Origin of the sequence: Photobacterium toruni, assembly GCF_024529955.1 — a bacterium.
Lineage (GTDB): Bacteria > Pseudomonadota > Gammaproteobacteria > Enterobacterales > Vibrionaceae > Photobacterium > Photobacterium toruni.
Window position 1 is genome coordinate 808,894 of sequence record NZ_AP024855.1, and the last position, 24,306, is coordinate 833,199.

The window sequence follows — 24,306 nt, forward strand, 5'->3', positions numbered from 1 at the left end:
ATAAGCTATTTTTATTGTTTTTTATTTTATTTTAACACTATGTTTTTTATGGGTAATTTTTGATTTTATTGGTTTTTTTTAACACGCTGTCGTTAATTAGGTAATTGTAGGTGCATAATGACGATTAAATACGTTTAGAAAATAAATTTCATTTTTGGTTGTGATATATGTTTATATACTGCCAACTTTAATACTGATATTCGTCTAAATTAAGACAATAAGCATTGTTGATTTTAACATGAATCAAAAAATAGAGATTCAACCGCAAAATACGATCCAGAATTATATTGATGAGACATCCGTCAGTAATTCAGTTACTAATAAATATTCAATGTCAATGACACGTGTGCAATGGCGAATTTGGTTATTAGCGACATTTGGTAAGTTTTTTGAGGGTATGATCGTTTTTATGATGGGGTTAACGCTACCATTATTGACCCTACAATTTCATTTAACAGAGCTACAGAAAGGTATAATTAGTTCCTCGATTCTGTTTGGTATTTTAATTGGAGCAAGTGCTCTGGGTGGGCTATCTGATCTTTATGGACGTAAGAAAATGTTCATTATTGAGATGGCTTTACTCTCTATATGCTTGATAGGAATGGCAACTAGCCAGTCGTATTTTAGTATTTTAGTATTTAACTTTGGCATTGGTTTAGCTTTAGGGTGTGATTATCCTACGGCTCACTTAATGATATCTGAAAGTATACCTTCCAAAAACCGCGGTAAGTTGGTTCTGGGAGCGTTTGCATTTCAGTCTATTGGTGTTTTGTTAGGTATTTTGACAGGTATTGTTGTCTTGACATATGTGAACGACATTAATGCATGGCGATTGATGTATGTTATTGCTTTGATTCCGTCATTGGCAATTACGATTGCACGTTTCTTTATTCCAGAAAGTGCGCATTGGCTTTTGTCTAAAAATCGTAAGGCTGATGCTGAAATATCACTTAAGCGATTATTAGATCGATCTCAACAGTCGACAATGCCAATTGAAGATACACCGAGTGATGAAGTTGAATTAACCTCTTGGATACATGGCTATAAACGGTTATTTAAGGAAAAATATCGCGCAAAAACCATTTTGGCATCAGTGCCTTGGTTTATTCAAGATCTCGGTACTTATGGTATTGGTATCTTTACGCCAGTTATTCTTGCGTCTGTACTTGATCCCCATCAAGCTACGGGCGGTGATGCGTTACATAATACAATTGCTAATACGGTTTATTTAGCGAAAGGTACTGCTGTTATTGACTGTTTGTTAATTGTTGGCGTTATCTGTGCGATTATCTTTTCTGAATCCGTTGGCCGTATGAAACTGCAGATTTATGGTTTTATCGGTTGTGCTGTTGGTTTATTGTGCGCTGCTGTTTCAGTGAAAATGCATGGTGATTATCAGATGTATATGCTGTTTTTAGGATTTATGTTATTTAATTTTATGAATAACTTAGGTCCAAATGCACAGACATATTTGATTTCAGGAGAGGTTTTTCCTGTAAAAATTAGGGCAAAAGGTGCGGGTTTTGCAGCATCAATTGCTAAGTTTGGTGCTATTTTAACGGCGTTCTTATTTCCTATTTTATTACATGGAATTGGTGTTTTTACACTTTTATTATGCTTAGTGGTGACGTCATTATTGGGCGCATGGGTAACGCATAAATACCGTTTTGAAACGTCTGGTAGAAATATTGAAAGTATATAACTGCTGATATCGACGTATTTATTTAAAGGCATCAGTCTATGACTGGTGCTTTTTTTGTATTTATGCTTTGATTCTCGTTATTCCTGCCCCTTGACCTTCCCCTTTATGTAACCTTTATGATGCTATCAAATAGTGTTGATAGCCGATAATAGAGGTTTATATGAGTTGTTGTAATAAAGCACCTAAGGGTGGAGCTAGCTTGGGGTTACTATTAAAGTTAATCGCTGCAATTTTTGTGGTGTTATTAATTGCTTCTTATTGGCAGTAAGGGGTTGAGGATGAAACAATTAGTAGCGATTGAGCCTCATCATCGTCGTTGTTATATTGACGGATCGACAACGAGTATTGAAACGATGTTAGCAACATTAAAAGCTAATCAATATATTATGTCAGCCACAGTTAAATCGGCGCATAAATTACAGTTAATCTATGATTTTCGATATATTGAATTTCAACAAATATTAACCATTATTCGTGCTGTAGGTGTTGATTATAAAGATGGTTTTTTTCAGCATTTGAAATATCAACTTTATAGTGATGCCGATTTACAAGCACGAGATAATCTAAAAATTAAACCATTTTGTTGTGATAAAGTAGCAATAAGACGTGAAAATTTATAGGCTAACGTTATAACATTTATTGATTAATGATATCAGCGATATGTGATATTTTCTGAGTATAACAAAGTAAGCACATAACTATTTTTAATCGTGAATATGGTTAAAAATGCGACTGTTCACATTTTTATAAAGTGGTTAGATATACACTTCATTTTATATTGTGGCTTTATCATTACGAATAACAGTCGTTATGGTTATCTGTGATCATAAAGTGTGTTGCTATTGTTGTTATACACGGAGATAGAATATGACTATCGGTAAGTACCTCAGATGGAAAGATTCGCAAGGGAACGTGTTTCGTCCAGTGTCATTAACGGGCACCGAGTTACTCAATGATCGCACTTTAAATAAAAGTACGGCTTTTACTCAAGAAGAGCGTGATGCTTTTCAATTGACGGGGTTATTACCCCCGCGAGTACAAACGTTTGATGATCAACTTAACCGTGTTTATGACGGCTTTAGTAATGCCTCCACAGATATTGAAAAATACCTCTTTTTACGATCGCTTCAAGATCGTAATGAAACGCTTTTTTATGCCTTACTTTCACGCCATGTAGAAGAAATGACGCCCATCATTTATACCCCAACGGTGGGTAAAGCCTGTCAAGAATTTAGTCATCGTTATCAAAAAGCACGTGGGTTATATATTACCGAAGAAAACGTGGGTGCAATGGGTGAGATGTCGCGCCATTTTATGGGTAAAGACATCAAAATTATTGTTGTAACAGATAGCCAAGGAATTTTAGGGATTGGTGATCAAGGTGTTGGTGGTATGGGGATTCCGATTGGTAAGTTATCACTCTATACATTAGGTGCCGGCATTCATCCTGCGCATTGTTTGCCGATTGTGTTAGATGTAGGTACTGATAACCAAGACTTACTTGATGATCCGATGTATTTAGGGATTTCACGTAAAAGGCTTCGTGGTGACGCTTATAAGCGTTTTATTAAGGCATTTGTCAAACAAGTTAAACGCCATTTTCCAAAAGCAGTCTTACAATGGGAAGATTTTAGTAAAGCTAACGCGTTTGATAATCTGAGTGATTACGAAGATAGCTTGCCATCGTTTAATGATGATATTCAAGGGACGGGTTCGGTTGTATTAGCCGGTATTTTGGGAGCATGTAAGATCAAGCAAGAACGTTTAGTTGATCAAACCTATGTGATCTATGGCGCCGGAGCCGGTGGTGTGGGTGTTGCTGATCAAATCTATGCTGGGCTACTAAAAGAAGGCTGTACGCATCATTCTGCGCGCGCCAAGATTTTTATTCTTGATTCTCAAGGGGTGGTGTTTGATGATCGTGACGGGCTTGAAGATTATAAACGTCGCTATGCTAAATCACGTTCAATTTCAGCGGGGTGGCAAGCTGCCAAATTGGGTAAGATCAGTTTAACAGAGCTTATTAATAATCATCCCGTTACCGTATTATTAGGCGCAAGTGGTATTGGTGGCGCGTTTATGGCGGAACATATTCAAAAGATGATGGAATATACGGCACGACCGATTATATTTCCATTATCAAATCCTACTGCCAATTGTGAAGCTATTCCTGAAGCGATTTATCATTGGAGTGATGGACAAGCGATCGTTGCAACAGGTAGTCCATTCTCTGATGTTGAATATAATGGCCATCAGTACCGTATTGGGCAGGGCAATAATGTGTTTATTTTCCCTGGCGTTGGATTAGCGTCTATTGTGTCGCAAACAGAAAAAATCACTCAAGATATGTTTACTACGGCATCTTATGCACTTGCTGAGTGTGTGAGTGATGATGATATTGCAAGAGGATGTATTTATCCTCGAATTAGTGCGTTGAAAGCTGTTTCTCTTCATGTCGCTCATTCAATTTTGACTCAGATGCAAGCGACGGGTACCTGTGGTTATCTACGGGATAAAGATCTTAAGCAAACATTATCTGAGCATATGTGGGAGCCGGTATATTTACCTTACCGACGAGTATAACGACGTTATGTTGTAAAATAGACAGATAAAAAAGCCATATTTCAATTTGAATATGGCTTTTTTTGTTTATAAATCAGCATATTATCTTTTTCTGAAACATTGTTGGCCTACTTGTTGCCATACTGTCTCACTTAGCGTTTTTTTACTTTAATCGAAACGTTTCGATATGAAAGTGTGAGCTAAATAGATATTTTGATTCTTTTATTATCGTTGAAAGCGATCGTTCTCACACCTTCTATATTTCACTCTGGTGAAATGTGTTGGTAAGTTTATTATTCACATCGAAACGTTTCGATGTGTTTTCTGTCACTTAAAAAACATCAACTCTAAGACAGAAAGTTTGAGCGGTATAACGTGTAATAAGAAGGTCTACCAAATGAAAAAAAGTACACTAATTAATGCCGAACTGTCATACCTTGTAGCAACGCTAGGACATACAGATGAAATCACTATTTGTGATGCAGGGCTACCGATCCCTCAACATGTAAAGCGCATTGATCTTGCGTTAACTCATGGTGTACCAAGTTTTCTTGATACGGTGAAAGTAATGTTGTCTGAATCACAAATTGAAGGGGTTATTATGGCCGCTGAGTTTGCTGACGTTAGCCCAGCACATCATCAAGCATTGTTAGCTATTTTAGATCAAGAAAGTACAGCAACCGCTAAACCGATTCATATTTCATATTTATCTCATGAGGAATTTAAGCAACGCACAGCGCAAAGTCGTGCGGTTGTGAGGACGGGAGAATATACACCGTATGCCAATGTTATTTTTCAAACGGGTGTTGTTTTTTAACTCATAGAAGTCGTGCTCTTTGCTTATTTGTTTAACGTGACTAGAAGATATTTGATATGAAAAAGATAGCAGTTATTGGTTCGACCAATGTAGATTTAATTACCTATGGTGATCGTGTTGCTAAATGTGGTGAAACACTTGAAGCAACCGCATTTGCTATTGGTAATGGTGGTAAAGGCGCTAACCAAGCAGTGGCAGCGGCTAAATTGGGCGCACAAGTATTAATGGTGTCAAAAGTGGGTGATGACCAATTTGCAGCGATGAGCTTAGCAAATTATCGTAGCCAACACATAGATACAAAATTTGTGACCAAGGTGAATGGTGTCAGTACTGGTGTTGCGCCTATTTTTGTTAATACAACCACGTCACAAAATTCTATTTTAATTGTAAAAGGGGCAAATAATTACCTTACTCCGGCAGATATCGATAGCGCAGAGGCGGAATTAAAAACAGTCGATATGATTGTATTGCAGCTAGAAGTGCCTTTAGAAACCGTTTATTACGCGATTGATTTTGCTAAAAAACACAATATTACTGTTTTACTTAATCCCGCGCCGGCTATACCTGAACTATCTCTGGAATATGTTTGTAAATGTGATTTTTTTGTACCGAACGAAACTGAACTTGAAATATTAACAGGTAAACCTGTTTCAACGATTGAAGAGATCAATCAAGCTGCGAATATGTTATTTGAACATGGTTTAAAGAATTTAATTGTGACGATGGGATCGCGCGGTTCACTGTGGATATCTAAGACTGGCGAGCATCTCGCAGATCCCATTAAAGTGAATGCGGTGGATACCTCCGGTGCAGGGGACGCGTTTATCGGTTGTTTTTCACATTTCTTTACTCAAACAGGGGATGTGACATTAGCACTGGAAAAAGCATCTATTTTTGCAGGACTTTCAGTGACAGAGAAAGGGACGCAATCATCATATCCTTCGCTTGAAAAATTTAATACTTATCAAGCAAACGAACTTTAAAAACCAAGAAAAATCATGCTCTTTGATTAGAACGATTATTTTATGGAAGATAAATTATGTTTATTAAGAATAATACAATTCAACATGCCGATGGTTATTTAAATAGAACCCCGATATTCCAATTTTTATTATTATCATCAGTATTTGCACTTTGGTCAGCAGCAGCAGCACTGAATGATGTATTGATAACTCAGTTTAAATCAATTTTTGATCTCTCTAATTTTGCTTCAGCACTTGTACAGTCAGCGTTTTATGGCGCTTACTTTTTAGTGGCTATTCCCGCTTCGATGGTTGTGAAAAAGACCTCTTATAAATTAGCAATTTTATTAGGCCTTGCACTGTATATTTTTGGTTGCTTGATGTTCTTTCCTGCATCTCATGCCGGTACATATACCATGTTCTTAGCCGCAATTTTCTGTATTGCGATTGGACTATCGTTCCTTGAAACATCATGTAATACCTATTCGGCAATGATTGGTGAGCCAGAGCGTGCGACATTGCGTTTAAACGTTTCTCATACAATTAATGCAATGGGTTACATTATTGGTTTGTTACTTGGTAAGCATCTGATTTTTCAAGAAGGTGTTGATGTTGGCCATATGATGGCGACCCTAACAGGTCCTGAGCTTGATGCGTTTAAAGAGCAAGTATTACAACAAACACTAGAACCGTACAAATGGCTAGTTGGCGTGATAGCAACGATCGCTATTTTAATTGCGGTAACTGAATACCCTAATTGTAAAGCAGCATCAGATAGCAAGGACAGTCAACCATCGTTTGGTGAGACGCTATCTTACTTAATGGGCAATAAACGTTTCTTTAAAGGTATTGCGACTCAGTTTGCTTATGTTGGTATGCAAGTAGCTGTATGGTCATTCACCATTCGTTTAGCGTTAGAGTTAGATCATAATATGGTTGAGCATGATGCGGCGAACTACTTATTGTATGCCTTCATTATGTACTTCTTAGGTAAGCTATTAGCGAACTACTTATTCACTAAAACCTCACAAGAAAATGTATTAATGGGCTACTCATCAATCGGTTTTCTTTGCTTGATGTATGTCACCTTTATTCCTAACTTCAGTGCTGTTTGGGTTGCGGTAGGTACATCAGCCTTGTTTGCACCTTGTTGGGCTACGATTTTTGCTTCTACCTTACAATCTGTTGATACACGTTATACAGAAACGGCTGGTGGTTTTGTGGTGATGTCTATTATTGGCGGTGCGGCTATTCCTGTTATTCAAGGTCTACTTGCCGATAATATTGGCTTACAGTCGTCATTTATTGTGAGCGCATTGTGTTTCGCGGTGGTATTTGTCTACTTCATGAATGAAAAGAAATATAAGCAAAGATTCAATTTTGTGGCAGCTAAAGCGTAATGTTCGATTATGACCACTCAAATATGGGTGGTCAATTTTGCGAGGAATTAAATATGTTTACTCTACCGTTATATAAAGAAAATTTCACCAAACAAAGAACGTTAATCGCTCAGTCTGAACATTTTGAGATCCATAGCTTTCGATATCATTCAGGTGTGCATGCGCTTGAAATTAAAAACGCCAAAGGGCATTTAGTGGTATTGCCATTTATGGGACAGATGATTTGGGATGCTCAATTTTTAAATACTGATTTGTGCATGAAAAATATGTTCTCTGAACCAAAATTTGCCAAAACAGTGGTTGAAACTTATGGGTGTTTTGCTTTTCATGCAGGCATGATTCGTATGGGTTGTCCATCACCCCAAGATGATCATGTATTACATGGTGAAATGCCTTGTGCAACAATGGATGCAGCATGGTTAGAAATCGATAATGACAGTGTTGTTATCAAAGGCTCTTATGAATATGTAATGGGGTTTGGTGATCATTATTTAGCGACCCCTTCAGTACAGTTGAATAAAGATGCCAGCCAATTTGATATCAACATGACGGTGAAAAATCTTGCCACGGTGAATATGCCGTTGCAGTATATGTGTCATATCAACGCCACATATGTTGAAAATGCAGTAATGACGCAGAACATTCCAGACAGTGCCTTAATGCTACGCGAAAGTGTACCTGCACATGTACAACCGACACCGCAGTGGTTGGCATATAACGAAGGCTTGAAAACATCAGCACCGATTGCGATCTTAGATCAACCTGAAATGCATGATCCTGAAGTTGTGTATTGCATGGATGATATTGCACGTTATGTCGATAAAGCCATATTTAAAATGCAGATCAGTGCTGATAAATATTTGCAGACTGAATTTGATACCCATGAATTTAATTGTGCAACGCGATGGCTATTATGCAGTGGTGATCAACAAGTTGCCGCATTTGCATTACCTGCAACGTGTCGACCTGAAGGTTTCTTAGCTGCTAAAGAGCGTGGAAGTTTGATTTATCTTCAACCAAATGAAGAGCGATCTTTTAGTGTACGTACGGGTATTTGCCAATCGTTCTAAATCGTTATTAATGAGTAGTTACTCTCTCCTGATTATGTTTTAACCATAACTGGAGAGAGTAAAATGGATGCTTTTGATTTTTTATTTCAGTGATTAATTAACTAAAAATTAAAATCATCCATTTTTGTTATGTTCTACTAGAAAGGCTCACGAAGAGCCGAGGAAAATCCTATGAATAAGTTAGTGGTATTAGGTAGTGTTAACGCTGACCATGTTCTGCAAGTCCCTTCTTTCCCACGTCCAGGCGAGACGCTTCATGGTCGTCATTATCAAGTTATTCCTGGGGGAAAAGGCGCTAACCAAGCGGTGGCTGCTGCGCGTTTACATGCAGATATCGGCTTTATCGCTTGTGTAGGAGATGATTCATTTGGAATTAATATTCGTGAAAACTTCCGTATGGATGGCATTGATATTACTGCCGTAAAAATGGAGCCGAATTGTCCAACGGGTATTGCAATGATTCAAGTATCAGACAGTGGCGAGAACAGTATTTGTCTTTCTGCGGAAGCGAACGCAAAGTTAACAGCTGCTGCGATTGATGCTGATTTAGATCGTATTCGTGATGCTGATTATTTATTAATGCAATTAGAAACGCCGTTATGTGGTATTGAAAAAGCGGCGCAAGTTGCCAAGGACGCAAATACCATTGTGATCTTAAATCCGGCCCCAGCTCGAGCGTTGTCTGATGAATTATTAGCATGTGTCGATATGATCACGCCCAATGAAACTGAAGCTGAAGTGCTGACTGGAGTGACGGTTACTGATGCTGAAAGTGCGCAACAAGCGGCGAATATTCTGCACGCAAAGGGAATTAAAACGGTAATGATCACCCTTGGCGCTAAAGGTGTATGGCTAAGTCAGGATGGGTGTGGAGACATTATTGCAGGCTTTAACGTTGAAGTAACTGATACTACGGCGGCAGGTGATACGTTTAACGGTGCATTCGTGACTGGTTTGTTAGATGGTTTAGCTTTAGAATCAGCAATCAAATTTGCTCATGCAGCGGCGGCTATTTCCGTGACTCGTTTTGGTGCTCAAACATCAATTCCAACCCGTAAAGAGGTTGAAGATTTTCTCGCCCAGCAATAAGTAGACGTAATTACTCACCAAGGATCAATAACATGGCTACGATGAAAGATATCGCAAAATTAGCTGGGGTTTCTACATCCACGGTGAGTCATGTTATTAATAAAACTCGCTTTGTTAGTGATGAAATATCAGAGCGGGTTAATAACGCGGCAAAAGAACTGCATTATAACGGGCCATCAGTGTTGGCGCGTAGTTTTAAAGTTAATCGCACTAAAACATTTGGCATGTTGGTGACAACATCAACTAATCCATTTTTTGGTGAAGTCGTTAAAGGTGTTGAGCGTAGTTGTTATCAAAATGGGTATAGCCTTATTTTGTGTAATACCGAAGGTGATCACCAACGCATGCGCGAATCGATCAATACCTTATTGCAAAAGCGGGTTGATGGTTTGATCTTAATGTGTTCATCATTAGAAGGTGAGCGTATTGAGGTATTTGAGCAATATCCTGATATTCCTGTTGTCGTTATGGATTGGGGGCCAATATTATTTACCAGCGATAAGATTCAAGATAATTCTTTGCGGGGAGGCTATATGGCGACCCAATATTTGATTGAAGCGGGTCATGTAGATATTGGTTGTATAACTGGGCCATTGCTTCGACATCAAGCTCAAATGCGTTATGAAGGTTATAAACGTGCAATGAATGAGGCAGGTTTACCTTTTGATGCTAATTGGATCATTGAATCCGATTTTGAATGTGAAGGTGGCTATGATGCTTTTATGAAAATGAAGCAGCATGGCACGTTACCTAGTGCTATTTTTGTGTCTAATGACATGATGGCATTGGGGGTAATGAATGCAGCGAATGAGTGCGGTATTCGTGTTCCTGATGATTTATCGGTGATTGGTTATGATGATATTCATATCGCTAAATTTATGTCACCAGCATTGACGACGATTCATCAGCCAAAGTATCACTTAGGTCAGGCTGCGGTTGAAACCTTATTAACCCGTTTAGATCACCAAGCAAGTGCGACACAAGTGATTCAAATTGAACCAACCTTAGTGACTCGCAGTAGTGTGAAAATTATAAATTATAATCATGATGCGCTTTAATTTTATTAAGCTAAGAATGAGTTAAATAATAAGTTTTAGATGATAAGTTTCCCCGCTTATCATCTTTTTTTTATCTTATATAGTATGATGTTATCTCCATAGATCATATTTGGCTATTATTTTTTTGCTGATCGTTTTGCGATTTTTAACGGCGAACGCAATAAATAATATTTGGAGATAGACGAGATAAATTATGCGTAAAGTAGATGATTCACTGGCCATCTGGTTACAGCAATTTAACCATGAATTAACAGCTTCAATAGCTGCTGATAGTGAATTTAATACCGCCAGTGTACGAGCGGGATTAGCAACCATAACTCGAACATTCATTACTGATATACCGCATATTGAAATGATCACTGATGATATTATCGAAAATGTCGCTATTCGTATTTATCATCCTCAGCCACAAACAGCCTTACCCGTATTGGTGTATTTACATGGTGGAGGGCATGTTGCAGGCAATCTTGAGGTTTATGATCCTATCTGCCGTAAGTTGGCGTTAGCCTGCCAGTATATTATTGTTGCGATTGATTATCGGCTAGCTCCTGAATATCCCTATCCCGCAGCGATTAATGATGTGCGTTTATGCTTACAACATCTTTTTTCACGGCTTAATAAGATGGCGGTTAATTATATTCCGTACCTAGCGATTGGTGGTGATTCTGCGGGGGGGGCATTGGCCGCCACCGTGTGTGCTATTGAGGATGATAAGATACATATTAATAAACAGGTGCTTATTTATCCTAGTCTTGATTACACATTATCGTTACCCTCCGTGGTAATAAACGGTAATGGTTATTTTCTTCAAAGAAATAAAGTGCAATGGTATTTTGAGCAGTATTTTCAGAATCATCAAGATCGATCTATGGCTTCACCATTATGGTTACCAATATGGAGTGGATTTCCATCGACGTTAGTGATTACGACTGAGTTTTGTCCTTTGAGGGATGAAGGTATCACCTATTATCATAAATTATGTCAGCAAGGCATTAGTGCGCAGCATTACCATGTACCTGATATGGTACATGCGTTTTTAAATCTAGAGAATGTAGTACCGCTGCATTGTCAGCAATTGTACGCTGTGATTGGGGCGTTTTTAAAAGCAGATGACACAAAATAAAAAGCCGTAAGTAAATGAACTAAATGATGCACTTACGGCTTAATGGTTGGTAAATAGTAGCTTCATTATTCAAATATTGATTCTAGTAATAAATATAAACCGCGTAGTAAATCCATTTAACACCTTCCATTGTTTGTATACATTTCATCATTTTTTCTTGATCCAGAATAGTGTGATTGAGTAGTAAGTCAATGGTTGTTGATATGAAAAAGTGTATATTGTGAACATTTAGCGGTATTTGTTATTGTTTGGTAATGATTTGTTTTTTTCAATATATTTTTTGAATATTATTAGGGTATTAACAAAGTATAAGGATTATAGATGACAACCCGTTTTAAGCATTTGGCAAGCGCATTTGAACCTTTCATGTTATTAATGGGAGTCATTGGCCCATTAGCAACGTTGCCACAATTATATAAATTATTTTTTTCTCACAGTGAACATGCTTTAGGATTATCTCTTACTACTTGGGTGCTCTATGCTTTATTAGCAGCATTATGGGCTGTATATGGTTTTGTTCATAAAAATCCCCCTATTTGGGTTGGTAACAGTTTGGGATTCCTAATGGACATGGCAATGGTGATTGGTATCTTTTGGCATACTGGCGGTACGTTTTAACTTAGTATTATGGAAGGAAAAAAGCCCTAGAAAGCTCTGTTCAGATCTTATTAGGGCTTAGTTTTATTTAAATTAGCGTATGACAATTATATTTTTGATAGGTTAAAGAGTAATGGTATAGCATCGATTGTTGTAGTGGTAATTTCAGTATTATCGCCATTATATGTGATGTTTACGGCGTTATTTGACGTCGCTAATTGCCATTTATCCTTCAATGTGAATTTTGTTATAACGGGCTGTGAAAGACTATAGCGCCAATCTCGATCATAAATACTAACTTCAATTTGCTCCCCATTAGCATCTATTTGTTCAGGGTCTTGGCCTTTATACAGCGCTAAATCAGGATTAACGACACTGAGGTTTAGTCGATGCCCATTTGAATATTCTTGTAACATAATTTGTGATGCTGTGGCGGCCGATAAGAGGTGTTTTGCTGTTTTAATTGTTGCAGGCTCAAAGAAGGCATAAGCTTCAATACCATTGATACTTTCAACCGCATGTACAGCGTTATCTTTTTGAATCACACGATATTGTGGCTTATCTTTTGTTTCTGTTTCAATTACTATTGCGTATTCATAGCCTTGATTTATCGGTGTTATACCGTGATTAATGACTGCAGTTGTAAATTGACCTTGAGTTTCTTTACCGTCATCTTCATCATTAGATATTTGTTTATTGTAGCTAAATAATAGCGGTTGTGCTGCTGTTGTCGATATATAGTAACGGTTACCTGCGGGATCTAGTAAGGTAATATCACCATCAAATGTTTGAGTGGCTTCTAATTGATTAATGGTTGAACCGTTAATTTCAACGGGGGATAAATCGCTAATATTATGTTGGAATAAGGTTGTTTGAACAGGATTGTTAATATCATCATGGTTAATATTAGAACCTAACGCAATTACCGTATTATCAAACATAAAGTATGATTTATTGGCGCTAAAATTTTGTTGATTATATTTCTTATGACCTTGTAACTTAACTGCAAACATCGTCGCATGATCATTGAAGCGATTGGCACCAGAATAAGTTTGTGTTGATAATAACATTTCTTCAATTCCAGCCCCTGGCAGTTGCGTCAGACTGGCTTGTAGTTCAGTATTATCTAACTGTACGGTTGTTGTTCCTGGATAACGATTCCAATTCCAGCCATTATGACTAAATGCTCGCTTCTTAATATTTGATGGTGTGATTTCCAGTTGACCATATTGCAGATAACGGCCATATAAATTGTTGGCTGCATAGGTTTCATTACCAACGAGGTAGCGGCTAAAACCACGCGCTGTCAGTAACCAAGAGTTTTGAGGTGTCTTGGTGTTTTTCCCTCGCATTACTGCCATTGATGCATAGTTCATAGCCCATGCTCCTGTAGGTTCAGCCTCGGCCTTAATCCCTTCAAATGACGGCTTATTAATGAGATTGGCATACGCAGCTGCTAACTCTTTATCAATTGGTTGAGTTTTATCTGGCGATCCTGCTAATGCTAACCATTTAAAAGGAATTGAGGTGATTTTTTGTTTGCCATCAGGGTGACGTCCACTTAATACGATTGGAATATAACTATTTTTAGTATAAATACGCATCTTTAAGAGTGCGTCTTTAATACGTTGATGGGCTGCGGTTGTTATTTGATAAGGGCTGGCACTTAAACCATAAATAGCGGCAGCTAATCCCCCAAAAGCATCCTTACCATATGCTGGATAATGTTGTGAATGATGGAAAATGCTGCCATCTGATTTAAAACCGCCACCTAAGCCATCTGAAGCCAATAGTGTTTTACTTAACCATTGCTGAAGCTGCTCTAGCATGAGGTGACGTTCATTTTGATCTGGCAGTAATAAAAAGCTTTTTATCATCCACTGAAGTTGTGTATTGAGTATGTCTACATTAGAGGCAATGATCTCTTTATCTTTTTCATAAATACGGCCACTAGCATTAAACCACATCATTGCTTGTTGTGCTGGTTGCAATAATTGATGCTTAGCTAATAAATGACGGCTAATAAATAAGGCATCAAAAAATTCCTTCGTTTGATAACCTACATGGGTGATTATTTGCTGTCCAGAGCCACCTTGCCATCCTTGATCTAAAGCATACTGTAGTGCTTGTATAAATTGATCTTCAAGTTGTTGACGATTCGCCTCTGAAAGTGAATTTGTACGTAAAAATTTCGCAGTTTCCAACATCACCTTACCTAAATCGCGGATATTTGCTGTATCTGTTAAGGGAGATAATGTCGTGCTGCTAACAATTCCTGTTTTTAAGAAATTTTGGCGTTTAGGGTGATCTAATGGTTTTCCTTGCCAGCTACCATCTTGGTTTTTGCTGATTAAAAAAGGTGAGTATTTAGCAAGATTATCATCAATTTTTGTTTGAGATATAGAATTGTTAGCTTGGATATTTAAGTGATGATCAAATTGTCGATATAAATTAGCAGTATCACCTGTAGTGTCATCAAATTGTACATTATAGGTAAAGGTAGGCTGGTGGTGTTTTAGCATTTGGTCATACATTAATAAGGCGGTCCAGTTTTTACTCGCCATATTAACTACCCCTGAATTAACATAAGGCTGTTGTATATCCGCTGTTGGCCAACGATTATCAACGGGTACTGAAACCATTATTTGGTCTAAATACAGTGTGCCATTATGATCTGGGGCTAATATTTGTAATCGATCCATACTTGCTGTTGCTGCTCCCTTCATATCACGGAAAGGAACGGCAATTCCACGCCAACCATCAAAATTTAAGCCATATTCAAAATAAACGTTAGTGTCATTTTTATTACCAAATTTAAATTTTAGTGTCTTATCTGATGGTGTTTCGTTATATATCCATGCCATAAACGTTTGTGGATTTATATCATTTTCTTTTTCTGGGGAATAACCAATATTTTGATGAAAGGTAAGGTTACTGCCTGAAGAATACTGCCATTTTAATGCGTGTTTACCATCTTTAAAATGAAGATTAGAAATTGTTAATGGTTGAGTTGCATTTGTTGTAATTGCAGCGGGCACTTCGTTCTCAAAGAAGTACATATACCCTCCAGGTTCGAGCTGAGCGCCCTTACCATTAAGGCTATCATGAGTCGAATTTATATTTTCATGATTACAGCCAGACAACGCCAATATAATACTCAGGGCGATTAGTTGTTTTTTGTTATTAGAAAAAGAAAAGATATTCATTCATAAGGTTCCTGATGGTTATAATTCGTACGCCAGCGTAATTAAATAGGCGTAGCATAAAATTGATCCCTATCATTTTCTATAATCAAATTTTCTTTCAAATTCTTTTGATTTTTCATTTATGAATGAATATCACCTTTTTAAGGTAATTTTTCTTTCAAATGCTTTTGTTTTGGTTTTGTGAATATTTACCTATCAGATAGGACAAATATGTAGTTAAAAATAGCTTTCGTTCATTAAATAGTTGTTCTTCTCTATTTAGTGGCGGCTTTTTTGTTTCACTTCCTATTTCATAAGATAAAAACACTTACGTTATCTTTCATTTTTATTCGTTTGTGATCTTTGCCACTTTAATCTTTCGTTTTCTTTCGTATGATGAGTTATCAGTATTTCGAAAGCATTTTAAAAGGTTCACTATGGCATTGTCTTCATTCCATTCTCAACAAGCACGTTTTCATATGATGGCTAAGCCAACCAGTTATCGTTGTAATTTAAAATGTGATTATTGTTTCTATTTAGAAAAAGAAACTGTTGTTGGTCATGCCAATGATAACCATTGTGGCTCTGCTGCTAGTCATATGATTCCTAGTGCGACAGTTGCAAGTTGTGATCAAATGTCAGATGCGACGCTAAAACGGTATGTTCGCCATTATATTGCGAGTCAAAATAGTACTGATATCGACTTTTCATGGCAGGGTGGTGAACCCACGCTCGCTGGACTGGATTTTTACCGTAACGTGGTTAAATACCAAGCACAATATGGCGCTGGTAAGAATATTACCAATAGCTTTCAAACCAATGCGGTTGCGATTAATCGCCAGTGGGCGCAATTTTTTGCCGAACATAAGTTTCTGATTGGGGTTTCTGTTGATGGTACGCCAGAAGTTCATGATAAATATCGTATATCTGTCAACGGTAAACCTACTTTTGAGCGGGTTAAAAAAGCAATTGAATTACTTTTAGAGTATCAGGTTGAATTTAATATTCTGACGGTTATCAATGATCAAAACTGGAATAAAGGTCGTGAAACATACCGCTTCTTAACCTCATTAGGTGCCTGCCACTTACAGTTTATTCCTATCGTTGAAGTTCAACCACAGTATCAAGCCAATAATAGCAGCGGCCATTATTCACCACAAAAAGATGCTCCATTAACCCATTTTTCTGTGCCTGCTGATGGCTATGGTCAGTTTATGACTGAGGTGTTTGATGAATGGTTACAACACGATGTGGGTACGGTGTTTGTACGTATGTTTGACAGTATTTTAGCGACGTGGCTTGGTTATCCCGCCTCTGTCTGTGTGCAGTCAAAAGAATGTGGTCAAGCGATGGTGATTGAAGCCAATGGTGATATTTACTCGTGTGATCATTATGTTTATCCCGCCAATAAACTTGGCAACATTGCTACTACCGAGCTGGTTAAGTTAGCCACCAGTAAACAGCAGCAGCGGTTTGGGAGTGCTAAATCACAAAAGCTCACTCAACAATGTCAGCAATGTGAGGTCCACGGTTTGTGTTATGGCGGTTGTCCAAAACACCGCTTAGTCAGTGTCGCGGGTGAAAAGCATAAACAAAATTATCTGTGTGGTTCTTATCAGCAGATCTTTCGCCATACCGCCCCAGCAATGCACATGATGAGTCAGGCGATTCAACAAGGTGGAACCGCAATAGATGCATTGCCTTATTTAGCGCAATTACGCTCAGCCTAATAGTAATTATTAAATTGAATTTTAAGACGTATTGCTGTGTGTTACAGCAGTATATTACAAGGAGTATACAATGAATCTGTCCTCGACGAAGAAGACGGTAATTGCAAGTTTTGTGGCCGCTGCTTGCATGGCCTCTTCTGCTGTAGCAAATGCAGCCCCAACAACAGCCACAGCCAAACAACCCAATGTATTATTAGTGGTTATGGATGATCTGGGGACAGGTCAATTAGATTTTGCATTAGACAGTTTGAATAAAAAAACCTTAGCAGAGCGGCCAGTGCCTGTTCGCTACCAAGGTGATTTTGATAAAATGGTTGACGCTGCTAAACGTGCGATGCCAACGGTGGCGAGTTTAGCGCAGCAAGGCGTGAAAATGACCAATGCTTTTGTGGCTCACCCTGTTTGTGGTCCTTCTCGTGCGGGTATTTTTACCGGTCGTTACCCAACCAGTTTTGGTACTTACAGTAATGATGATGCGCTTCAAGGTGTACCATTAGATATCAAATTGCTTCCTGCTCTATTTCAAGAAAATGGCTACAATACTGCCAATATTGGTAAATGGCATAATGCTAAAATAAGCAGTAAAAATGCTGTTGCTGATAATAATAAAACCCGTGACTATCACGATAATCAAATTCCAGTAACGCCAAAAGAATACTCACCAGAGAATCGCGGTTTTGATTATTCTTATAGTTTTTATGCCTCTGGTGCTGCATTGTGGAATTCACCTGCGATTTATCAAAATGGTAAAAATATTCCAGCACCGGGTTATTTAACCCATAACTTAACCAATGAAGCATTGCAGTTTATAGAGCAAAGTGGCGATAAGCCTTTCTTTATCAATCTTGCCTTTAGCGTACCGCATATTCCATTAGAAGAAGCGTCACCTGCGAAATACATGGAGCGTTTTAATACCGGTAATGTGGAAGCGGATAAATATTTTGCAGCGATCAATGCGGCTGATGAAGGGCTTGGAAAAATTGTCGAATTGCTGAAGAAAAAAGGTGAATTAGATAATACGCTGATTTTCTTCTTATCTGATAATGGTGCAGTGCATGAATCCCCAATGCCAATGAATGGTATGGATCGTGGCTATAAAGGTCAAATGTATAACGGTGGCGTACGAGTGCCGTTTGTAGCTTATTGGCCACAACATATTCCCGCTGGTGGCACCAATAACACCTTGATTTCAGCATTAGATATTTTACCTACTGCGTTAAGTGCTGCTGGGATTGCTATTCCAGAAGAGATGAAGGTTGACGGTAAAAATATTTTGCCGGTCCTTGAAGGTAAAACTCAACAATCACCACACCAATATATTTACTGGGCAGGTCCTGGCGCGAAGCATTACAGTGAAGAAAATGATGCATTTTGGCATGGCTACTGGAAATGGATCACGTATGAATCTAATGATATTCCTAAGAACCCAAATTTAGAAAAACTATCTAAAGGTTCATGGGCAATTCGAGATCAAGATTGGGCACTGTATTTCTATGATGATGGCACTAACAAAGTGAAATTATTCAATGACAAGCTTGATCCTAGTGAATCAAAAGATCTTGCTCAGCAATATCCACAAAAAGTAAAGCAAATGAAACAAGCTTTTTATGAGTGGATCAAAGATAAGCCAAAACCAGTAGCATGGGGACAAGATCGTTACCAAGTGCTAACGGAATCAGCAAAAGGTTAATCACGAGTCAACCACTATCGCACTGCAATTATGTTGACATTATATCAACACGGTTGTGGTGCGTTATTGTTCATGGAGGATAATAAATGATAAATGATATTCAAGCGACTGTTTCACTTTCTGAGTCGGCGTTAAAGACCCCTCTTGAGACAGTACAACCACCATCTTATATAGCGAAACCCATTCAAGCAACTGAACGTCCGACTATTCCTTATGAACATCCAACTCCAGCTATGTACTTAACGCTATTTAAACAACGACTGGTACGTTTAAAAATGAAAGCCGCGACGTATTCAAATAATGATGCAGCAGTGGCTGCATGTTTTACTAATAACGCATTAAGTCTTGAGAATAAATGCCAATATTTGGTGCGTTATGTGGCGGAAGCGTTTGAACATTACGCGGTCTGGGACTATAGCCATGCTTATTATCCAGGGCGTCCTAGTCAGCAAAGTGCACGTACAGATGCGATGGAAGGTTCTAGTCGAGTATTGCCCACATTAGCTGCATGGATAAGCCAGCATGGTTCACAGCCATTAGAAGCGCTTAATGGTCAGCCCTTAGACTTTGTCACAATGTTACGTAATGCTTTCTTAGCTGGAACGGATCCTCAACATGGAGGGTACTGGGGTCAATTGCATGATTATGACCAACGTATTTGTGAAAGTGCCGATTTAGCATTGGCGCTATGGTTGAGTCGTGACCATGTGTGGCAACAAATGACGGCAGTAGAACAAACCCAAATTATCACTTGGTTTAAGCAAGTTAACCACTGCCAAACGGTTGATAATAATTGGCATCTCTTTCCTTTGACGGTGCAGTTTGTCATTAAAGCATTAACGGGTGAGGACACAATCGCACAAGATAAATACCAACGAATTAAAGAGTTTCATGTTGGTGATGGCTGGTTCCGTGATGGTGCGAAAGGCAATTATGATTATTATAATGCATGGGGATTTCATTACTCACTCTATTGGCTCGATCAAATAGATTCAAGTTTTGATAGCGAATTTATTCGCCAAACACTCACTGATTTTGTTCGTCAATATCGCTATTTATTTACTGCAGAAGGCCTGCCTTTCTTTGGCCGTAGTGCTTGTTATCGTCTTGCCGCAGCAGCTCCTTTGATAATGGCTGTTGATCAACACAGTGAAGCTATTACTGCAGGTGAGGCTCAACGGGCATTTGCTACTAGTTTGGAATATTTTATTAGTCATGGTGCGATGCAACATGGCGCACCAACGCAAGGGTTGTTTGATGACGATACGCGTTTAGTTGATAACTACAGTGGTCCTGCTAGCAGCTTTTGGTCATTGCGAGCCTTGAATATCGCGTTATTTTGTGGTGATCGATGTGGTCTATGGCAAGCAGAGCCCCAACCATTACCTATTGAGCAAGGGGATTTTAATGTTGAACTTACAGCGATAAATGCGCAAGCCATTGGCATTTTCGAAACGAAAGAGGTGGTGGTGATATTTAAAAATGATTATATCACCGAGCAAAGTCCATTATCTCGACGTTTAGAGTCTCAATCTTTACGTCATTATTGGTTAGAAACGATCCTCGGACGGGCAGAAAGACCGAAGAATAACTTATTGCGTAAAGGTATTACCTGTTATTCATCCAAGATGTCACATTTCTTTTGATTTCATTTTGTCATTTATTTTCGATTTGAAAGTGTTTATGTGATTCAGATCTTTTTATTTGTTTTTGTTTTCGAATATTATCTAAATCGAAAGTTAACGGAAGGTTTGGGGTTTTTATGTTTTTGGTTTCTTCGCGTGAAATGCTGTTGAAAGCGCAGCTAGGTGGTTATGCCGTTCCTGCTTTTAATATTCATAATCTTGAGACAATTCAAGTTGTACTTGAAACAGCGGCAGAGATGCGTTCTCCCGTTATTCTTGCTGGCACGCCTGGAACTTATTCTTATGCGGGCACTGATTATTTAGTCGGTATTTGTCTTAAAGCGGCTGATATTTATCAAACGCCTATTGCGTTACATATGGATCATCATGAGTCGTTCAGTGATATTCGTACTAAAGTCGAAGCGGGCATTAAATCAGCGATGATTGATGGCTCTCATCATAGCTTTGAAGGCAATATTGATCTTACTCGTAAAGTCGTGCAATTTTGTCATGGTTGGGATTGTTCTGTTGAAGCTGAGCTAGGTCGATTAGGGGGTCAAGAAGACGATCTTATTGTTGAAGATAAAGATGCACTTTATACCGATCCTGATGCTGCTGTTGAATTTATTAATGCAACGGGTATCGATTCATTAGCAATTGCTATTGGTACGGCTCATGGTATGTACAAAGAGCAGCCGCGATTAGATTTTGATCGTCTAGGTATTATTCGCAGTAAAACAGACACACCATTAGTGCTTCATGGTGCATCAGGCGTACCAGATGAAGATGTACGTCGTTGTATCGAACTTGGTATCACCAAAGTGAATGTGGCGACTGAGCTTAAAATCGCCTTTGCTGATGCTGTGAAGCAATACTTTATTGAGCACCCTCAAGCGAATGATCCGCGTCATTATATTATTCCGGGTAAAGCGGCAATGAAGAAAGTGATTCAAGATAAAATTCGCGTATGTGGTAGCGAAGGAAAAGCGTAATTAGCCACAGACTAGAACCTCTCGCCAGGGATGACACAATGTAATGCCATTTCCCCCTTAAGCTAACCAGCTTTATTTGGAATTACATTTATAACTTTGAGTGATGATGTTTTTTGGCCATGATTGATTTTCACATCTCGTCGTCATGGCCTTTTTTCTGATAGCGAATAATGGTTAATAGGTGAGGAAAAATGACATTTCCAACGTCAGCAATAAAGCGCAATATCGCTATTTTAGGCGAGTGCATGATTGAGCTGAGTGGCGCGCCTTTTGCAACTCAGCAACAAAATTTTGGTGGTGATACGCTCAATACCGCAATTTATCTTTCTCGATTACTTCCTCAAAGTTCCCCTAGCTATATCACCGCATTAGGCGTTGATAATTATAGTAATGCTATGGTTGATGCATGGCAGCATGAAGGCATTGATTGCCGCTTTGTAATACGTGAACGCGATAAATTACCCGGTATGTATGCCATTGAAATAGATCCACAAGGAGAGCGTAGTTTTCATTATTGGCGTGGTGATTCAGCCGCACGTTATATCTGTGAGCATCCTCAGTTTTCACAAATTATTGCGCAACTAAAAGACTATGATTTGATCTACCTCTCAGGGATCTCTTTGGCTATCTTACCTGAACATGGCAAAATTAAGCTCGTTGAGGCCCTTGAAAAGTTAAAAGCATCGGGTTGTAAAATTGCGGTTGATTCTAATTATCGACCACGGTTATGGAATGGTGCTACTCATGCTAAAACCTGGCTATCAGAATTGTATCGCTTAGCTGATATTGCGTTAGTTACCGCTGATGATGAAGATTTATTACGCGGTGAATTGAATACGCCTGCTGAAATTATTGCTGATCGTTTGCACCGTTTAGGTGTTAGTCAAGTGGTGGTGAAATTAGGTAGCAAAGGGGCTATGTGGTCACAAGCGGGTCAACAAGGTTATGTTGATGGTAACAAGATTGATGCAGTTGTTGATACAACTGCCGCGGGTGATTCCTTTAATGCGGCTTATTTAGCTGCATGGGCTAAAGGGATGCCAATGATTGCCTGCTGCCAATGGGGAAATAATCTTGCAGCACAAGTGATTCAACATCGAGGTGCAGTTATTCCAGAGCAATGTACCCAATATTTAACGGACTTAATGAGTAGTAATTATGATGACAAATGAATGGATTGATCGTTTGCGTGCATTGCGAGTCATGCCTGTAATTCAAATTGAACATGCAGCAGATGCTGTACCTCTTGCAAAAATATTAGTTGATAATGGTTTACCTGCCGCTGAAATTACTTTTCGTACAGCAGCTGCCGCGGAATCGATTCGTTTAATTCGTGCCGCTTATCCTGATATCGTGTTATGTGCAGGTACTGTTTTAACCGTTGAGCAAGTGAATGCGGCGATTGCTGCTGGTGCTGATTTTGTTATTAGCCCTGGATTTAATCCAACCACGGTTAAATATTGTCTCGCCAATAATATCAAAATGATCCCTGGTGTGAATAACCCCAGTTTAGTTGAACAAGCATTAGAGCTAGGCGTGAGTGCTCTGAAGTTTTTTCCAGCAGAAGCTTCCGGTGGTGTGAATATGCTTAAATCATTAGTTGGGCCTTATAGTCAGGTTCAGTTAATGCCAACTGGAGGGGTGACACCACTTAATTTGAGTGAGTATTTAGCGATTCCGCAAGTGATTGCTTGTGGTGGAACATGGATTGCCCCAACGAATGCAATTACCAATCATGATTGGGATCTGATTGCCGGTAATGTACGTGAAGTGTGTGCAATGATTGCGCAGATGAAGGCATAGGGATTGATGATGGCCAATGTAAAACACGTAGCAGTATTGCTCGCTGATGGTTTTGAAGAAGGCGAAGCGGTGGTTTTTATCGATATTATGCGCCGCTTAGATATTAAAGTGGATGTATTATCTTGTATGGAAACCACGGTACTTAATAGCTACTTTGAAACTAAAATTAGCGCGGATCACCTGCTAGTGGATAAATTTGATTGTAATTATGATGCCGTTATGATGCCTGGTGGTCCACAAGGAACGGATAATTTATCAGCAAATGCCAATGTTATTGCTTTTTTAAAACGTCATATTGAAGCCAATAAATATATTTGTGCATTATGCTCATCTGGCGCAAAAGTACTTGCTGCGCATCATCTATTGCAAGGTCGCACTTATACCACTGGTGATAAACTGGCTGAAAAATTTGATGATGGTGAGTTTGTTAAACAAAAAGTTGTTGTTGATGGTCAATTTATTACTGGACGTGGGTTAGGCGTGAGTTTTGAATTTGCATTTACGGTGGCACACTATTTATTAGCCGATAATCATTCAAAAGTTGATTGGCAAGCAAACCATATCTATTTTGATCATTGGCCGTTATATAATAAATAATGTTCTGATTATAGAATGATCGAATATTTAAAGCCTCGCTAATTAAATAATATAGCGAGGCTTTTTTGTTAACAATACATCGACATTTATTTTCTGAATATTATTGGCATGAGTTGAAGTTATTATTTACGGTTGCTGAATGTCGTTCTTGATGAATAGAAACTGTACAACGAGAAAAATTTGGAATTATCGCCTGATTGGTAGTGTTTAATATTATTTTTTTATTATTAATATGATTTGTGGAATAGACTGAGAGACTATTTAGTTTTGTTGGCTTTGGTTGAGTAATCTCAGTGGCATTTGC

19 protein-coding genes are annotated in these 24,306 nt (G+C 38.5%); 18 read left to right on the forward strand and 1 reads right to left on the reverse strand.

The genetic code is table 11. The features are described from left to right. Window positions 1–238 precede the first annotated feature (238 nt). The 11 genes from OC457_RS17720 (at window position 239) to OC457_RS17770 (ending at window position 12,401) form a co-directional block, all read left to right on the forward strand. Entirely contained in the window at window positions 239–1,702 is a 1,464-nt protein-coding gene (locus OC457_RS17720) for an MFS transporter (RefSeq protein WP_080175543.1), read from the forward strand. A 278-nt stretch (window positions 1,703–1,980) separates the two neighbouring features. Further along, the gene (locus tag OC457_RS17725) at window positions 1,981–2,322 is read left to right on the forward strand and encodes a hypothetical protein (RefSeq protein ID WP_080175544.1); all 342 of its coding nucleotides are present in this window, start codon (window positions 1,981–1,983) and stop codon (window positions 2,320–2,322) included. Between the two features lie 247 nt (window positions 2,323–2,569). Further along, entirely contained in the window at window positions 2,570–4,285 is a 1,716-nt protein-coding gene (locus OC457_RS17730) for an NAD-dependent malic enzyme (RefSeq protein WP_080175545.1), read from the forward strand. A gap of 376 nt (window positions 4,286–4,661) precedes the next feature. Next, window positions 4,662–5,081 (forward strand): D-ribose pyranase, encoded by a 420-nt coding sequence (gene rbsD, locus OC457_RS17735; RefSeq protein ID WP_080175546.1) that lies wholly within the window; start codon window positions 4,662–4,664, stop codon window positions 5,079–5,081. 56 nt (window positions 5,082–5,137) lie between these two features. Beyond that, a complete protein-coding gene (gene rbsK, locus OC457_RS17740) occupies window positions 5,138–6,064 on the forward strand; it encodes a ribokinase (protein WP_080175547.1) in 927 nt (308 codons plus the stop codon). Between the two features lie 56 nt (window positions 6,065–6,120). After that, window positions 6,121–7,443 carry an L-fucose:H+ symporter permease gene (gene fucP / locus OC457_RS17745; protein ID WP_080175548.1) on the forward strand — a complete coding sequence of 441 codons (1,323 nt, stop codon included), beginning with the start codon at window positions 6,121–6,123 and terminating at the stop codon, window positions 7,441–7,443. Between the two features lie 53 nt (window positions 7,444–7,496). Beyond that, window positions 7,497–8,513 carry an aldose 1-epimerase family protein gene (locus OC457_RS17750; protein WP_080175588.1) on the forward strand — a complete coding sequence of 339 codons (1,017 nt, stop codon included), beginning with the start codon at window positions 7,497–7,499 and terminating at the stop codon, window positions 8,511–8,513. A gap of 171 nt (window positions 8,514–8,684) precedes the next feature. Further along, complete coding sequence (rbsK, locus tag OC457_RS17755) at window positions 8,685–9,602, forward strand: ribokinase (RefSeq protein ID WP_080175549.1); 918 nt, start codon at window positions 8,685–8,687, stop codon at window positions 9,600–9,602. A 32-nt stretch (window positions 9,603–9,634) separates the two neighbouring features. Beyond that, window positions 9,635–10,660, forward strand: coding sequence for a substrate-binding domain-containing protein (locus OC457_RS17760; RefSeq protein WP_080175550.1), 1,026 nt, complete (start codon window positions 9,635–9,637; stop codon window positions 10,658–10,660). A gap of 193 nt (window positions 10,661–10,853) precedes the next feature. Beyond that, window positions 10,854–11,783: an alpha/beta hydrolase gene (locus OC457_RS17765; RefSeq protein ID WP_080175551.1), complete on the forward strand. Its 930-nt coding sequence runs from the start codon at window positions 10,854–10,856 to the stop codon at window positions 11,781–11,783. Between the two features lie 321 nt (window positions 11,784–12,104). Next, window positions 12,105–12,401: a SemiSWEET transporter gene (locus OC457_RS17770; protein ID WP_080175552.1), complete on the forward strand. Its 297-nt coding sequence runs from the start codon at window positions 12,105–12,107 to the stop codon at window positions 12,399–12,401. Window positions 12,402–12,487: 86 nt separating this feature from the next. Here OC457_RS17770 and OC457_RS17775 read toward each other — a convergent pair whose 3' ends face one another. After that, entirely contained in the window at window positions 12,488–15,586 is a 3,099-nt protein-coding gene (locus tag OC457_RS17775) for a chondroitinase family polysaccharide lyase (RefSeq protein ID WP_080175553.1), read from the reverse strand. A 416-nt stretch (window positions 15,587–16,002) separates the two neighbouring features. Between OC457_RS17775 and OC457_RS17780 the strand changes: the two genes are divergently transcribed. From OC457_RS17780 to OC457_RS17810, 7 genes are all read left to right on the forward strand, one after another. Continuing rightward, window positions 16,003–17,295, forward strand: a complete 1,293-nt coding sequence (locus OC457_RS17780) for an anaerobic sulfatase maturase (RefSeq protein WP_159447863.1) — start codon at window positions 16,003–16,005, stop codon at window positions 17,293–17,295. Between the two features lie 70 nt (window positions 17,296–17,365). After that, on the forward strand, window positions 17,366–18,985 hold the full coding sequence (locus OC457_RS17785) for a sulfatase family protein (protein ID WP_080175554.1): 1,620 nt from the start codon (window positions 17,366–17,368) through the stop codon (window positions 18,983–18,985). Between the two features lie 86 nt (window positions 18,986–19,071). Continuing rightward, a complete protein-coding gene (locus OC457_RS17790) occupies window positions 19,072–20,631 on the forward strand; it encodes a DUF2264 domain-containing protein (protein ID WP_080175555.1) in 1,560 nt (519 codons plus the stop codon). 116 nt (window positions 20,632–20,747) lie between these two features. Next, complete coding sequence (locus tag OC457_RS17795; RefSeq protein WP_080175556.1) at window positions 20,748–21,602, forward strand: tagatose bisphosphate family class II aldolase; 855 nt, start codon at window positions 20,748–20,750, stop codon at window positions 21,600–21,602. 191 nt (window positions 21,603–21,793) lie between these two features. After that, on the forward strand, window positions 21,794–22,774 hold the full coding sequence (locus OC457_RS17800) for a sugar kinase (RefSeq protein ID WP_080175557.1): 981 nt from the start codon (window positions 21,794–21,796) through the stop codon (window positions 22,772–22,774). Then, window positions 22,761–23,405 carry a bifunctional 4-hydroxy-2-oxoglutarate aldolase/2-dehydro-3-deoxy-phosphogluconate aldolase gene (locus OC457_RS17805; protein WP_080175558.1) on the forward strand — a complete coding sequence of 215 codons (645 nt, stop codon included), beginning with the start codon at window positions 22,761–22,763 and terminating at the stop codon, window positions 23,403–23,405. The genes OC457_RS17800 and OC457_RS17805 overlap by 14 nt, the downstream gene beginning before the upstream one ends. A gap of 9 nt (window positions 23,406–23,414) precedes the next feature. Next, window positions 23,415–24,002: a DJ-1/PfpI family protein gene (locus OC457_RS17810; RefSeq protein WP_080175590.1), complete on the forward strand. Its 588-nt coding sequence runs from the start codon at window positions 23,415–23,417 to the stop codon at window positions 24,000–24,002. Window positions 24,003–24,306 lie beyond the last annotated feature (304 nt).